Origin of the sequence: Gluconobacter sp. Dm-74 (assembly GCF_018256135.1) — a bacterium.
Lineage (GTDB): Bacteria > Pseudomonadota > Alphaproteobacteria > Acetobacterales > Acetobacteraceae > Gluconobacter > Gluconobacter cadivus.
In genome coordinates this window covers 81,805-96,166 of the sequence record NZ_JAERLX010000012.1, presented here as the reverse complement: position 1 = coordinate 96,166, position 14,362 = coordinate 81,805, and the positions used below count along the sequence as shown (strand labels likewise).

Sequence of the window (14,362 nt, the reverse complement as noted above, 5' to 3'; positions counted from 1 at the left end):
CGCGGGGTGGAGCAGCCCGGTAGCTCGTCAGGCTCATAACCTGAAGGCCGCAGGTTCAAATCCTGCCCCCGCAACCAACTTTAACGAACTCTCACCCAACGCCTCAGAGCCAACGCTCGGGGCGTTTTTCGCGTTCTGGGCTTTTGCCGTGCGGCCCGCGTTCAAGAGCGCAACCAACTTGCCCTCTAATGCGATCCGGTGCTCCGCACGCTCGATGTCCCAAGAGACAATAATGCGATCGATCAGGCCCCGCATGGCCTCCGATGAGTCCAGCACGGTGTCAGGATGGGTGAGGCTCTCGGTCAGATTGGTAATCGTGGCACGGTAAAGCTCAGCCAGATTGGGGGGTAGAGCTGGTGCAGCCGTTTGGGCTTGCGTCACAGCCTCGCTTTGTTGTTTCCGCCGTGCTTCCAACGCTTCCAGTTCGGATTTTGTTGTTTCGGTGAAGATCCCGGCTTTGATGGCGGTCATCACGTTCGCGATTTCCTTTTCCGTCCGGGCGAGAGAGGTTCGCAGATGGCGCACGGTTTCTTCGCGACCTGCATCCAAACTCCGCTGATGGGCAACATAGCGGTCAGAAAATTCTTGGACGGCTTCGGGCTGCATCAAATGCTCTTTGAGGCCGTGGACGATGGTGTGTTCCAGAACGTCCTTACGCAGGCCCTTCATGCCCTGACAGACCGTGCGGCCTTTTTCTCGTGCATTGGAACAATAAAAACGGCGCACGCCGCTGCCTGCGATGTTCATCGTGCCGCCGCATGCGCCACACCGGACCAGGCCCGAGAGGAGGTAGGTGGGACGACGGCTGGCATGGGTTCCACTCAGATGGGTGGCATCGCCAGTGTCTTTCTCCGCACGGGCGGCATCAATCCGCCTCTGACGCTCTCGGGCCGTGTCCCAGGCGTTTTGGTCCACGATGCGCAAGGCCGGGACCTCTTCGATCTTCCAGTCACTTTCGGGATTCAGTCGCGAGACGCGTCTGCTCTCGCCTGGCGGGTGGACGTAGCGCAGCCGGTTCCAGACGCGTCGGCCGATATAGAGTTCGTTATTGAGAATACCGGTGCCGCGTTTTCTGTTGCCCTGGATCGCATTGGCCCGCCAGGTCCCATCCCCACGACGCGCCCCGTGTTGGGGCACAGGGACTCCTTCGGCGTTTAGGGCTGCGGCGATGCTGCGGGGAGAGACACCGCGCCCATACTCCGCGAAAATGCGCCGGATCACCACGGCCTGTTCTGGGACAATTTCAAGCTGTCCGGTTTGCGGGAGCCCGTTGGGTTGGATGGGAACCCGATAGCCGTAAGACAAGCCCCCTGCCGAGCGCCCCGACTCAATCCGGCTGCTCAGCCCGCGATGAGTTTTCTCGGCCAGTTGTCGCAGATAGACCGCGTTGATCGTCGATGAAAACCCAACTTGGAGTTCGGTGATCCAGTTCTCTGACAGCGTGAAGATACGGACCGTTCGGTAGCGGCACATCTCGAAAAGATTGGCCGTCTCTTCTTGGGTGCGGGAGAGCCGGTCCAAAGATTCCGCCATGACAATCGTAAACTCACCATCGTCGATGGCGTGACGGAGTTTTTGATATTGGGGGCGGTTTCTGACGGTTCCTGAAATGGCCTCGTCGGTATATTCGGCGACGATGGTCCAGCCCTCAGCTTCTGCGCGACGACGGCAATGACGGATTTGGTCCTGAGCACTCGATGCGTTCTGTCGGTCATCTGAAAACCGACCATACAGGGCAACACGTTCCGTCATCGTTTTGTCTCGTCCGCTTCTTCCGCTCAAAACCACTCAGCGCGATCTTCCGTGACATGTCCAGACCAAGTCGTGCCAATAGGAAGCGCTATTGGTGGTCTGTGTTGTCATCTGGCGCATTTGGGTCTGGGGTAGATGTCTGCTTTTGGACGATAGTGTTTTTGTGGGCTTTATTCAGGTGGAGTTTTCGCCCTTCATCAATGCGGGAAACTTTGCCGGACTGCTCGAGAACGCGATCCATAATTTTGTAAAAATACGGTTCGGAATAGGACGGCTTGCCATTCTGCATCGCCTTTTCTTTATGGGCGCGCCAAACATCTGCTTTTGTGAAGGTACCATCCCCGTCTTTGCTTGCAGCCTGACAGCACCGTAAGGCTTCTTGATAGGCCTTGTTGCTAATGACAGGGCGGAGTGCGAGAGCCCCGGTCAGCGGTGCTGGAAGAGTTTTGCGCGGACGGTGTATGGGTTGCCGGTCCGGACGGACGCGCTTGTTGGCGGTGATTTCCAGGCGTGTGGGGGCATGGCTGGGATTGGGTGCGCGTCCCAATTCGACGTTTTTTGAGTCTCGATTTCGGGCATTGAGCGGCCCTCGGGTCGGGTGCATGGAGAGATAAAAAAACGGAGACCGTGGCGCTTCGCGCTGCTTCTCAATGTCAATGCGAATACGATGGGCGACTTGCCCACCTTCCGCGTCGACAAGGTCAGCTTCGTTATGGACAGCGATATGGGTATCGACGCCGCCCCGAAGGGCTGAACTGCCGCGTTCGATCATGCGTGCATCTTTGCCGGGGTGGTGGATAACCATGATAGAACAGTCGAATTTTTGTCTCAGAGCGTCCATGCCGGCGATGAGGCGATCCATTTGAGTGGCATCATTTTCATCGCCTTCGAGTGCACTGATTAACGGATCAAAAATAATGAGATCCGGATGAATGTTCATCCTATCGAGTTCTGCGGCAAACGTCTCGATTTGCGTGCTCGATGTCAGTTTGACGCGGTGGGTGTAGCTCGATGCAAAAAGACCCTGTGAAATAATCGGCTGAGCCGTGACCCGATCATAATGGAAATGCTCCAACCAACCGGCAATTCTCCGGCCGATGCTGTCTGGCGCTTCGGCGAGCATATACACAACCGTACGCTGTGGGGCGGCAGGCAGCGCCGGTTTGAGAGGTGTCGGTGGCGTCGTCGGGGGTGGGTCTGCCGCCTCAGACGGGAAGCAATCAACCCCGATGATCAGGCAAAGCGCAATGTGCAGGGCAAGAAATGTTTTCCCACAATTGGGCGCGCCATAGAGGCAGATGAGCGCCTTTTTGGGAATTACATCTGGGACAAGCCATTCCACTTCCTGAACATTGATGACGTCGATGGTTTGCCACAGCGGGGCGGGACTATCCGTCACGTCTGAGGGCGTGGCTGGCTCCATTGAAGGCATCTCCTGTGCGGACTGGGACGGTGTTTCTGGCATGGCTTTGACCGCTCCGTTGAGGCGTAAAAATCTTCTCCTTCTTCTTCTCACTAATCAAGAACCTTATGGTTCTTGTATAGCTTCTTGAATAGGAAAAACGTTCAGCGTCAGAAAAGGAAAAAAGAAACCAGCGGGATGCTTCCTGGGGGCCCCTAAGTCCCCAGAAAGCTCCCCGCTTAGAAAAAATAGTGGAAAGCCGGTGGGGACACATCTCGCAACCCCTAGTTAAGGAGACATGTTATGTCCCAATTCACCGCCAAACCGGCCAACGATACCCTCGACCCCGCTGCGGAGCTGCTTCTCGCGTTGCGTCCCTTCATAGACTTGCTGGCCCGTCAGGCCGTCCGCGAGTTCGTCGCAACCAACGACAACGGCAACGACGCACAGCGCGTCCACGTCGCTTGCGCACGCTAAGGGGAGGACACATCATGCTACTCTCCGTAAAAAGCCGTAAGCGCGTCGCCGACTACACAAACAAGATCATGGATCAGGTCATGCAGAACCTGCATCACCGACGCATCAGATGCGTGATCTCAGGCTGGGTCCGTGGCTGCATGACCAACGCTGCCGCCAATGACAACGGTGCTGCCACAGCATCCGCCTCAGCTAACGATAATCATGCACCTGAGCTCCCTGCGAAACACCGTCGTCCCGTCTTTCTGGAATCGTACCTGTCGGTCGTCCAAGAACAACAAGGGTCGCCACGCATCATCCTATCGATGAGCCAGGCTGATGCGAGCGCCCTTAACATTAAGGCGGATCAATATGTCCTGGTCTCCGTCATCGTGGTCACCGATCCTTACTTCGCGAAAATCGTGGAGGCCGTCAGTGTACGTCGAGTCAAGCGTGGGACGCAGGGAGCCGTGCAGGTCGAAGCAAATGGGGAGGGTTGCCGTATTCGCGTGCGGGATGCGCAGGCCAGCCTCTGTTCGCAAAAGCCGGTTTACCTCAGCCCAGTCCGGTATGAACCAAATGAAGATGAAAAGGCGGAGGACCTCTTCATGCCTTGGCCTGGCGGGCCGCTGGCCTTGGAAGATCTCCAAACGCTGGACCACCGTACCCAGACGGGGCTCGCACGACGCCTCCTGCTCGCAAAATGGACAGCTTTCAGGGCGAAAGGAGCGGGGGATGAATGCTACACGCTCAGGTTCATCTACGAATGGGGGCTGAAAGCCGCAAAGAGGTCACTGTATGACCTTGATGTTTGCTCGATGAGTAACACGGGCCATTACAATGCGCCGCTGTCCCCGGCTGCATGGCGGAAGATTTCATGGAGCGCTATTCCCGCGCAGTACCGCGATGACATCGCAGCGCAATTGGCTCCGGTTCCAGCGAATGATCGCTATACGGACGAGGGACCGTTTGGGGCGCTTATGCGTCCCTGGAAGGGAACGCTCTTCTGGATCAACCCACCGTATAGCCAGCGGCTCTGGGCGTGCTTCATGGAACAGGCCCTACGGGAAGTGGAACGAGATGGGCGCAAGATCTTCGTGACGCTGGGGCCAGACGATAACTGTGGGTCTCATGCAGCTCCGCTTTACGAGCGCCATGCCTATCGCATTACGTTGGAGCGGCAATTGCCGTTCTGCAAAGTACGGAGTTCATCCATAGAAACGATTAGGAACAACCAAATCGTCGTCTTCGGGAGGGGGGTGAAAATGTACCGTTTCTTGCGGCGCCTTGCCACAATCATGCAGGCCGATGGCGTGATTTCGGCCGAACAAAAGGCCAAAATCATCAGGGAGTCCTGGCTCTATCTGCGCTAATAACAGGGCGGGGAAGAAAGGCCCCGCCGCCTTAGGTCGCCATCGGACGTGATGTCGGGTTGGCATCACGCTGCGGCTCTTGCGGGCGCATGAGTTCCTGCACAAAGCGCGCCATCGGGGCGTTTTTAATGTCTCGAACCCCCGCGATGAGCTCTCGTGGGGAAGGCGCGTGCCCCAGGCGCTGTGCCAGGGCTTCGGCCTTGCACACGACTTTTTCCAGGTCCGACATATTGTAGCGGTCCAGGAGGTTGCGGGCGTCTTGAAGATGCAGTTCGGCGACACGGATGGCCCAGCCTAAATCCCCGGCGTCAATTTCCGGTGTCTCCTTTCCCAGGAGCACATGGTAGACGAGCGCATATTTGAAGCTCCGCCACAGGACCCGACGGAAGAAACTGACGGGGACGGTGCTATGGTCTCGAAAGAGCCTCCGAAATTGCGTGCAATAGGCCTCTATGGCCTCGGGGGAGGCGGTATAAAGCGGGTGAATGGTCGTCCTGCGCACCCTGTCCCAGGCTTCCGTTAAGGCCTTGGATGTGGGTGCGTCGTCCATGGTGTAGAGCGGCATGGGCGGCTCGGGCCTGCGTTCGGCAATGACATATTGGAAACGCTGCATGAACCCATCCAGCATGCTTTCCAGGGTGACGTTTTGGAGGAATGTGTCTGTGACCGTTGTTCCCAAAATTACCAGGGCCGGATCTTCAACCTCAATGGTCTGGCTTCGGGTGCGGCGTGAAATGGTTTGGTTGTCATACAGGCGCAGCAGGTAATCGCGGATTTCATCCGCGTAGGTTTGGCTGTTGATCCGTTTGATCAACTGGCCCCACTCATCTTGGAACCAGGCGGCATGGTTGTGCTCTTGGAGGTCTGCGACGAATTGTGCGGCGGTTGTGACCTCGGGGAAGCGTCGAAGTGTCATAATATTTTGCAGGATGCGGGTGGCATAGGTTTTGCTCGCGCCGCTTTCGGCCAGAACCGTGGTCCAGAGGTCTGGACGGACCGTACTTCCGGCGACGGAGATCTGGACATTTTGGTCGAGGAGCCAGGCTGCAATGCCGTGCAGGGCGGTAAAGGCTGGAATTTCCAGCGGCACATCGCAGCCGTAGTGAAAGCGATCAATGACAGTCGCCAGGAATGTATCGGGTGGGACAATGTCACGGCCACGCCATTTGGTGTTGGTCGTTTTTAAATTGAGGAAGCCTCGGAGTGTTTCTTGTTGGGCTTCCGTGAGGTTTTCTGGGATCTGATCGAAGATAGAGATTTGTTCAGATGCGGGTAATCGTCGGGTTTTCTTTTTGCGAGAGGGATGACGGGCCATCAGGGGCGCTCCTTATGCTGGATGAGGGGGGTGATACGGCGACGCATGCGCCGTACAGGACACCTGGGTCCAGAACGGGGGCGAGGGAAGCTGATGACGTCAAAAAAATGCCAGCTGAGCGTTTTTTATTCTGGATAGGGAATAATACCCGCGACGATGGGGACCCCCGTCAGCGTCTGCATATTCAAGAAAGTGCCGGTCTGCTGCGGATTATCGGCCAATAAACGCGTCAGCAACGCGTCTGCAAAATGGGAGCTGGACCGGATAGTTCCGAATATATGGCCACCTTCGCCTACATGCCAGACATACAGGTGGTTGGGAGCGTTTCCCGAAAGCCGACATAATAAATCTAACGCTCTTCTGGTAACTGCGGATCGCGAACTTGCGTATGCATCCTACACACTCAAAATTCGCATTTCATCAGGCGTACCACGACCGGTAGTGATGATTACTACGTTTACACTATTCCATTATAACAATCATGCGGACGCGCTGAAAGCTTTCAAACTTCAAAGATTCGGAAGCTCGATCTCGTGCATGATGCGGTCCGTCTCTACAAGTATTTTGAGGATTTTCTGGTAGTGGCGAATATCGTCCCACTCTAATGCTCGCCCTTTGCGATCCTTGAGCCACTTTTGCGCAGGCTGGTAGCCCCCGATGGGAAAGTTCCATGCGACGGCTGGCACGTTGGCAAAACGCTGCGTGGAGTTGATCCAGACGCTCCCCGCGTCGAAACGCGGCTTCTCCACCACGCTATCGCCCTCGCCGTGGAAGGGATAGGGTGTATCACCGACGGCAGCATCTTCCGTCAGGTGCAGGCGGCGTAGGGCCTCCCCCTGTTCGCTCACGTTATGGAACACCTCTGGTGATGCCGGGATGGGAATCCGCGGAAATCCGATTTTCAGGAATTCGGCATACGTTTCCCGATAGGCCGGACAATGCAGTACGCCATAGATATAGTCGAACACCTTGACCTCATCCGGCCGAGCCTCGCCGATAGAGCGACGGAAGGTGTCGGTGCCATCGGGCACGATGAACGGACCTGTCAGTCCAGCCGCTTTGCGTAGACGGGCGTAAAGCTTTGGGTCGAAATTGACGCGGATGGCTTGATCCAGCGCGCCTTCATCTGGGTAGTGATAAAGCGGAAAAACAGCTGATTGTGTGCTACTTTCCGCGCACTTAGTTTCCATCATATGTTGAGTGATAAAAAAATGATCTGGTGCGGGATTTTTGTTGCTGCGGGCTGTAGCTAGACCGATGTTTGGGCCAACCACAAAGTGGCGCATTAATTTTTCAACCGGCCAACCGACGAATCCCCTCGACTGCCCTGTGAAGTATATGAATCTACTATCGAACGGTCGGTAAGATATTGGCTGTATTTTCTCCATGGATGGAGATTCGCGCAAGTCCTTGACCGCCCACGGGTAGCGCCAATCTCGAACATCATCAGGCAGCTGATACTTTTCTCGAACCTGCGTTTCCGGGAGATTCAACATATCTTGCACCGCTTGCCAAACACCTTGCCGGTCCATGTGAATTGTTAGCTTGTCTCGCTTGGTTACGACGCCTGTTCCACCAATCTCGAATAGATCGTTAATTGAAATCCAATCTGTATAACGTGTCTCAAGGGAGCCATCTCTGCCCACAAGTCCAAAGTGTGGTGCCCGGACTACTACTTCTGTTGGTGAAGCTGCGCGAAAATCGAGCTGCCCCAGCCGTACATTCTTGAACTCACGGCTACCCCACAACTCGCCATGCATAACCTTTGCTAGTGGTTTGGATTTCTTGCTGTCGTGCCGATGTTTGACCGCAATGATGATGGCGACTCCCTGTTTGATGTCGAATACATTCTTATCAGGCGACCCGTCTGGGCTAATCTCCTTCTTGTTAGTGTTACCGTGAAGATCAACCACATAAATCTGATCGAAAGCGTCCATAAGATGCCATCGCATTCCTCTAAACGTAGGATTATCGATGTAGCCATGGGCAGTGATGAAACCCAAAACACCTTCCCCGTTTTTTTCGATCATGTGTTCGGCGAAGCGAATGAACTTCACATAATCGTCGTTAATCCACTTGGGATTCCGCTCTTTTAGTTTCTGTTTTCCGCCCGGTTCATTCTTATAGGCTTCCATCAAGCCCATGATCCATGGACCTTTGTTATTGCTCTCTCCCGAATATGGCGGATTGCCGATCACGCACATGATGGGGGTTTGGCGTTTGATGTCGCTTGCCGCCTTGGCTTCCTCGGCAATGGCGCGGGACAGGCCAAACAGGGTCTGCTCCACCCGTTCGCCTTCCTCCAAACTGTTGGTCAGATAGACCCCAAGGCGGGGCGGCTTGGCCGAGGGCTTGTAGCCCAAGCCCGTCAGGGTCATATCCAGCTTCATGTGGCACATGGCGTAACTGGCCATCAGCAGCTCGAAGCCGTGGATGCGCGGTATCAGGTCTTTTTCGACATAGTTGGACCATTGCCCCGGCGCGATCCCCTTCACACGTTCGGCAACCAGCTTCACCACTTCGGCCAGAAAAGTGCCCGTGCCGGTAGCCGGGTCGAGAATCTGGACTCGGTGAACCTGCTTCTTGATGGTGACCGGCTTGCTTTTCTTGTCGTGCTGCCCGGTATCCCAATTGATGGTGATGCGGCTGGTGTCAGCCAATCCGTCCGCAAGGCCGAACTCAGCTTTCAACACTTCGTCCATCGCACGGACGATGAAATTCACTACCGGTTCCGGCGTATACCAAACGCCCCGCGCTTTGCGCTTGGCGGGGTTATATTCGGCCAGAAACACTTCATAGAAATGCAGGAAAGGGTCTTGCCGAGCGGTCACCTTGCCGAAATTGGCCAGCACCTTGGCCATATTGGTTGCACAGAAGACGTTGCACAATTCGTCGATCACCCGGCGCAGGCGTTCGTCCAGATTTGGCCCTGCGATGTAGATGAACAACTGGCGCAGGAATGGATTGGATTTGGGCAAAAGCTCCAACGCTTCGGCGCGCGTAAAGCTGCCTGACGTCTCATCATGTAAGCGGGCAGCGAATAGACCATAGGCGATGGTTTCCGCGTAGATGTCAGCGAAATCCTCAACCTTGATATCCTCAATCAGATTCGACTTGAATGCCTCGTATTGGCCTATCAGATCAGTTGGCGGCGCACCGTCATCTCGCGCCTTGAGGTCGGCGATCAGAGCACGACCCATTATATCCTTAATGATTGCCGCTTTGCCCGCCATCATCTCAGCCAATCGTCTCGATGACGTGATGCTAAGGGGGGTGACGGTAGCGAAATCATGCAGGCGGTTTTTCAACGCGGGGAAGTTTTCTACACGCGCGGGTAGCGTTGGCATCAGGTCCGCAATGGTGATGAAGTCCACCACTTCACCCTCACGGATGAACTCGAAATCCAGTCCGTTGGTGTAGATCAGGTTAGGCAGGCCCTTTTTGTATCGTTCCTTCTGGGCTTTGCTGTAATCGTTGGCAGCGAACTTGCGGACATCCTTGCCGATGTCCTTGGCCTCGCACCAACCGATAGCGATATCCCCCCGATTGAAAACGAAATCGGGCGCGCCAACATCGGTAATATGTTTTGGCTCGTTGATGACGGTGAGGGCCGGATCAATCGCTTTAAAGAGCTTGGCCAGCGCAGGACGGAAGCTGTGTTCGGTTGTCTGGCCACTGGCGTAGAGGGTGCGGATTTCGTTTAGATAGGCCTGAATGTCCATGTCCGCTGTTATTCCCCTCGGTTTTCACTGAACAGCGTCAAGATTGACGGAGACCAGTTTGTACAAAATACGCAGTCATGAGGATGTGGTCCATAGCTGCGTAGAACTGTTTTTCTACTTCGGCCGACGTAATGTTGCCGATCGGCTCAAGGAAACGGCGGTTATTAAACCAGTCCACCCACTCGAGAGTGGCGTATTCCACAGCACCAAACGATCGCTATGGTCCGCGCCGTTTGGTAGCCGCTCATAATAGTCTGAAAGGGGGGGCTACAGCATTTTGCAAATCGGCTGCCCGTCATAATGGGTGCGGAGTTCGTCAACAGACGTCGTCATTTCCTGAACGGGTGGTCGAGCTCCGCTTGGACGCAATACGCTGATGCCTTAAGCAGGATCTCGTTTGCCTGGCGCAGTTCGCGGTTCTTGCATTCCAGCGCCTTGAGCCGATTGAACCGTCCCAAGATTGGCGGAGACGCCGGCTTTCTGGACTTTCTCACTGAAACTGGAGATTCTACTCCCCTTCGTAGGTGTCTTTTCGGATAAACGTGTTCGTCAGGCTGTTAGGGCTCCTTACTAGCGGCCTCGCAGCATGTTTGTGCGGTCCTTGCGTGGTTGATGATGTTTGGGGATGTCTGGCCATGAGCTGGGAGTTGACGTTTTCTGGGGCTGTGGCGGGCTGTGTGGCGCAAGGCGTGACCAGTCTACGGTATTGATCAAGTGGCGCACTCGACTGCGCATAGTGTCCCAACCATGACGCAGAAGAGCGATCAGGTGGAGCTCATGTTCATGCAAGGCTTGGGTGGAGTAACGCCATGGGGTGGATTTCAAGGCATCAGCCACCCGCATATCATCCCCGTGAGGAATAATGAGACGCCCATCAGTGTGTGCCTCTTCCAAGGCTGGGAAGAGGGCGGTGGTGTTCGCTCCATTCGAGGCTGGGACAGTTGGGTCTGTGTACTGTCCAGGAGGTTCTCTGTCTGTCCCAGAAGGCGCTGGCATTGTGCTGTAATGCGCTCCATTGCCGTGAGGCGCTCTCGAAGTTGAAACGCTGCGCGCTCGGTGTTCTGTCGGGCATGGTCCACGCTCTCTTGAAGGCGTAGGAAAAACTCGGTCGGATCGTCGCTCATATCCCTGTTCCTTCAATTGGTTTGCGAGTGCATTGATGCGCCGCACGGTGGTGTTTGTTTCGCTGCGTGTGCGGCCCTCATCGATCTGGGGCCAGTCTATGATTTGACCGTTTCTTCTGGTCTTGGGCTGGCTGCCAGGACGCTTGCCTTGCGCCTGCATGATCCGGGCGGCTGGCCCTTCATGGAGTGTGGGGAGGAGATGGCCTTTCCCCTGATCTTCAAGAGAACGGTGATCAATCGGTGGTCCCGTTCCGGCCATGATGCGGTTATGCGTTTCGGCCCATTCTTCGCGCACCCGTTCCAGCGCCCCTTTGCGGGAAAGTCCGATGACCTTGCTGGGCCGTCCTTTTCCTCCGGTGCGGGGTTTGTTTTGTTCCAGCGCGATGAGATGGACATGGGGATTGCCCGGTCGGTCGTAATGGATGGCGGCGATCCAGGGGGCAGCGCCATGTGTGACTTTTTCTGCAAAGTCGCGAACGAGACGCTGGTGAAGCTCCGGCGTTCCTTCGCGAGGAAGAGCGATAATGAAGCATTCGGCAATTCGGCCGTTTTGGCCTGCCATCGTTTCATGGCGTTCGGCCAGGGTACGAAGGTTGGTCGTGACATAGGCCGACAGGCCATGACGTTCTCCGAGCAGGATGAGCTCCTGGCGATTACAACAGATGTAGCGCAATCGTGCGGCTGTTTTGCCAATCCCGTCAGTGGCGGCGATGCTGCTATGTTGTAAGGAATACAGAGCCATGGCTCATGCCTTCGGCCCGTTGGGTTCGCACGCGAAAATCGTAGATTTTCGCTGAAGTGCGCCCTCCCATTTTTCTACCCCCTGTTCCATTACGGTCTCGACAGGGAGGGGAGGAAGGATGTGTCTGTTGTGGGTTTTGTGCTGCCTGACGGACCCTTCAAAAGGTCATACAGGGCTTTGACGCGGTGCAGGTCCCGAGCGAACTCCTTTACGGGAAGGTTCATCTGTCGCAGGACTTTGCGAAGAGCCGCGTTCTGGGCTTTCTCGCCTGGGAAGCCCGCCTGGTAGAAGGCTGCGAGATCGACAATGTCGCCTGGTGTGAGCATGCTGGCATCTCCCAAGCGTTGGTTGAGGGTGATGAAACGATGCGCTTGAACAAGCATAGAGGACGATCCTTCTGAAAGTGGATCTTCCTGACCTAGGTCCCGATAAGCGCAACCGAAGTAAAATCAGTAAAAAAGATGATTATTTTTCATGGTTTGTGGGCGGCGCAGTGTGCGTTGCAAGACCACCGTTAAGCGATCAATCGTAGAGGGAGGGGATAAGTTCGCCAAAGTTGGTATCCTGCCCCCGCAACCAGAAATAAGTCCTTGATAGGACACGATGAACCCGCCCCTTAAGGCGGGTTTTTTTTGTTGCCCAATTCCCCGCGCCTATCAAATACATCCTCCTTTTAAGGGTTTAAAACCGATGGGTTCACATCGGGGACCAATGAACTTGCAACCGACTGTTTAATACGCTGGTGTAGAGGAGGGGGCCAGGCGTGCCGGGGCGTAAGCGGGCGCAGGAGAAAGGGAAGGGGACACTGCGCTCGGGCATGCAAAAACTCCTGAGGCAATGCTACGTCGATCGCCCCGCCCGGCTCATCGCCGATCCACGCAATCTGCGACTGATGACACACGGCGTGGCCGATATTTTGCGCGCCCGCATACTGGCCATTGCCTGCGGCTACGAGGACGTTGATGGTATCGCCATCTCAATGCCGTCAATAGATGAGCTATGCTTGTCGCTTTCGGTATCGGGCAGACGGGAAATGAGGGGATGCTGAAGGTAGAGATGCAGTGAGGACCCCCTCAGGCGTGGGATCGTCGCCTTAGAGCGCGTAAAGGCAATCGTCCAGAGGCAGCAGAGTATTGCGGCGGAATGCCATGACGATCGCTTTTTTATCAATCCTACGGTACGGCTGAGGAAGCTACCTTCGGGATGGCGCGTCGAGCCCGGAGCGCTTCACCGCAACTCTTTGACTGCGCTGTCGCTCGACGGCCGGCCGCCGCCGTGGCGTTTCCATAGCGCATCCTTCCAATTGCGTGAAAATAATACACCACCAAGTCTGGGGACTAAGCAGTCAAGCGACGAGGGAAGCCGCATTGGGTGCGGAGGGGCGTTAGGCATAAGCGTTCTTTATGGCGGGTTATACAAAGATAATATTTGATTTGAGAAACGTTTGAAAAGAATGATGACCCCATCAGAAGTGGGGAAAGTATCTGTGATGCAGTCTGAAAACAGAACGCTGAATTTTTCCGAAATATTCGCAGCGTCGTGTCGCATACGCGATCATGTGGTCCGGACGCCTCTTCTTGAAAGTCCCGTGCTGAACGAAAGGCTGGGGGGGCGTATTCTGGTTAAACCGGAAATGCTTCAGAAAACGGGCTCCTTCAAGTTTCGCGGGGCCTGCAACCGTATTCTGCAACTTACGCCGAGCGAACGGCGCGGCGGTGTGGTGGCGTGGTCTTCGGGAAATCATGCCCTGGCGATTTCGGCGGTCTGTGCGCTGCTGGATATTCCGGCTCATATCATCATGCCCGAGAGTGCCCCGCAGATGAAAATCGAGGGTGCGCGCCGTTATGGCGCCAAGGTCAGGCTCTATGACCGCGCGACGGAAAACCGCGAGGAAATCGGCGCGCAGATTGCGGACTCCGAGGGCGCCGTCATTGTTCCGCCCTATGATGATTTCAACGTCATGGCGGGTCAGGGCACGGTGGGTCTTGAGATCATGGAGCAGTGCCGGGAGCTGGGTATCATGCCAGACAATGTGCTTTCCAGTGCGAGTGGCGGTGGACTGGTGGCGGGGATTGCGACGGCTGTCCGCACCTGTCGTCCGGAAACGTCTATCTATTCCGTGGAGCCCGCAGGGTTTGACGATCTGGCCAGATCGCTGGCGTCCGGGCATCGGGTCGAGAACGCGGCTGGCATGAACACGCTGTGTGATTCGCTGATGGTGCCTACGCCGGGCGCACTCACCTTTCCGACCAATCACGCCCTGCTGGCGGACGGTCTGGTTGTGAATGATGCCGAAATCCGGGTCGGCATGGCCAACTGCTTCGAGCATTTCAAACTTGTGGCCGAGCCCGGCGGAGCCGCACCGCTTGCGGCCATTCTTTCGGGAAAGCTCGATGTACGGGGGAAGGTGACGGTGGCGGTGCTGAGTGGCGGGAATGTCGATCCGTCTGTCTATTCTTCAATACTGTAAAGAAAA

10 protein-coding genes, 1 tRNA gene and 2 pseudogenes are annotated in these 14,362 nt (G+C 55.8%); 5 read left to right on the top strand and 8 right to left on the bottom strand.

Annotated elements, in window-relative coordinates; translation table 11 throughout:
* Positions 1-77: transfer RNA gene (locus JK208_RS14250), tRNA-Met, on the top strand.
* On the opposite strand, the gene JK208_RS16225 is transcribed toward JK208_RS14250, so the two are convergent.
* Entirely contained in the window at positions 34-1,752 is a 1,719-nt protein-coding gene (locus JK208_RS16225; protein ID WP_408872116.1) for a recombinase family protein, read from the bottom strand. The genes JK208_RS14250 and JK208_RS16225 overlap by 44 nt on opposite strands.
* Positions 1,753-1,840: 88 nt before the next feature.
* Positions 1,841-3,217 carry an AAA family ATPase gene (locus JK208_RS14235; protein WP_211576516.1) on the bottom strand — a complete coding sequence of 459 codons (1,377 nt, stop codon included), beginning with the start codon at positions 3,215-3,217 and terminating at the stop codon, positions 1,841-1,843.
* A gap of 240 nt (positions 3,218-3,457) precedes the next feature.
* Between JK208_RS14235 and JK208_RS14230 the strand changes: the two genes are divergently transcribed.
* Both JK208_RS14230 and JK208_RS14225 read left to right on the top strand, forming a co-directional pair.
* Entirely contained in the window at positions 3,458-3,631 is a 174-nt protein-coding gene (locus JK208_RS14230) for a hypothetical protein (RefSeq protein WP_211576515.1), read from the top strand.
* Between the two features lie 14 nt (positions 3,632-3,645).
* Positions 3,646-4,983, top strand: coding sequence for a hypothetical protein (locus JK208_RS14225; protein ID WP_211576514.1), 1,338 nt, complete (start codon positions 3,646-3,648; stop codon positions 4,981-4,983).
* 31 nt (positions 4,984-5,014) lie between these two features.
* Here JK208_RS14225 and JK208_RS14220 read toward each other — a convergent pair whose 3' ends face one another.
* The 6 genes and pseudogenes from JK208_RS14220 to JK208_RS14200 all read right to left on the bottom strand — a co-directional run bounded on the left by JK208_RS14220 (position 5,015) and on the right by JK208_RS14200 (position 12,269).
* On the bottom strand, positions 5,015-6,298 hold the full coding sequence (locus tag JK208_RS14220) for a DUF3987 domain-containing protein (RefSeq protein ID WP_211576513.1): 1,284 nt from the start codon (positions 6,296-6,298) through the stop codon (positions 5,015-5,017).
* Between the two features lie 509 nt (positions 6,299-6,807).
* Positions 6,808-10,020, bottom strand: coding sequence for a type ISP restriction/modification enzyme (locus tag JK208_RS14215; protein WP_211576512.1), 3,213 nt, complete (start codon positions 10,018-10,020; stop codon positions 6,808-6,810).
* A 91-nt stretch (positions 10,021-10,111) separates the two neighbouring features.
* Positions 10,112-10,237 (bottom strand): annotated as a pseudogene (locus JK208_RS16220) (IS3 family transposase); the annotation flags it as partial.
* A 53-nt stretch (positions 10,238-10,290) separates the two neighbouring features.
* Positions 10,291-10,463: pseudogene (locus JK208_RS15970) on the bottom strand (IS3 family transposase); the annotation flags it as partial.
* A 127-nt stretch (positions 10,464-10,590) separates the two neighbouring features.
* Positions 10,591-11,706 (bottom strand): MobA/MobL family protein, encoded by a 1,116-nt coding sequence (locus JK208_RS16215; RefSeq protein WP_408872115.1) that lies wholly within the window; start codon positions 11,704-11,706, stop codon positions 10,591-10,593.
* 269 nt (positions 11,707-11,975) lie between these two features.
* Positions 11,976-12,269 (bottom strand): hypothetical protein, encoded by a 294-nt coding sequence (locus JK208_RS14200; RefSeq protein WP_211576510.1) that lies wholly within the window; start codon positions 12,267-12,269, stop codon positions 11,976-11,978.
* Positions 12,270-12,649: 380 nt separating this feature from the next.
* On the opposite strand from JK208_RS14200, the gene JK208_RS16120 reads away from it, so the two are divergent.
* Together JK208_RS16120 and JK208_RS14190 are read left to right on the top strand one after the other, a co-directional pair.
* Positions 12,650-12,934, top strand: coding sequence for a hypothetical protein (locus tag JK208_RS16120; protein WP_211576509.1), 285 nt, complete (start codon positions 12,650-12,652; stop codon positions 12,932-12,934).
* 405 nt (positions 12,935-13,339) lie between these two features.
* Entirely contained in the window at positions 13,340-14,356 is a 1,017-nt protein-coding gene (locus tag JK208_RS14190) for a threonine/serine dehydratase (RefSeq protein WP_408872114.1), read from the top strand.
* Positions 14,357-14,362: the final 6 nt, after the last annotated feature.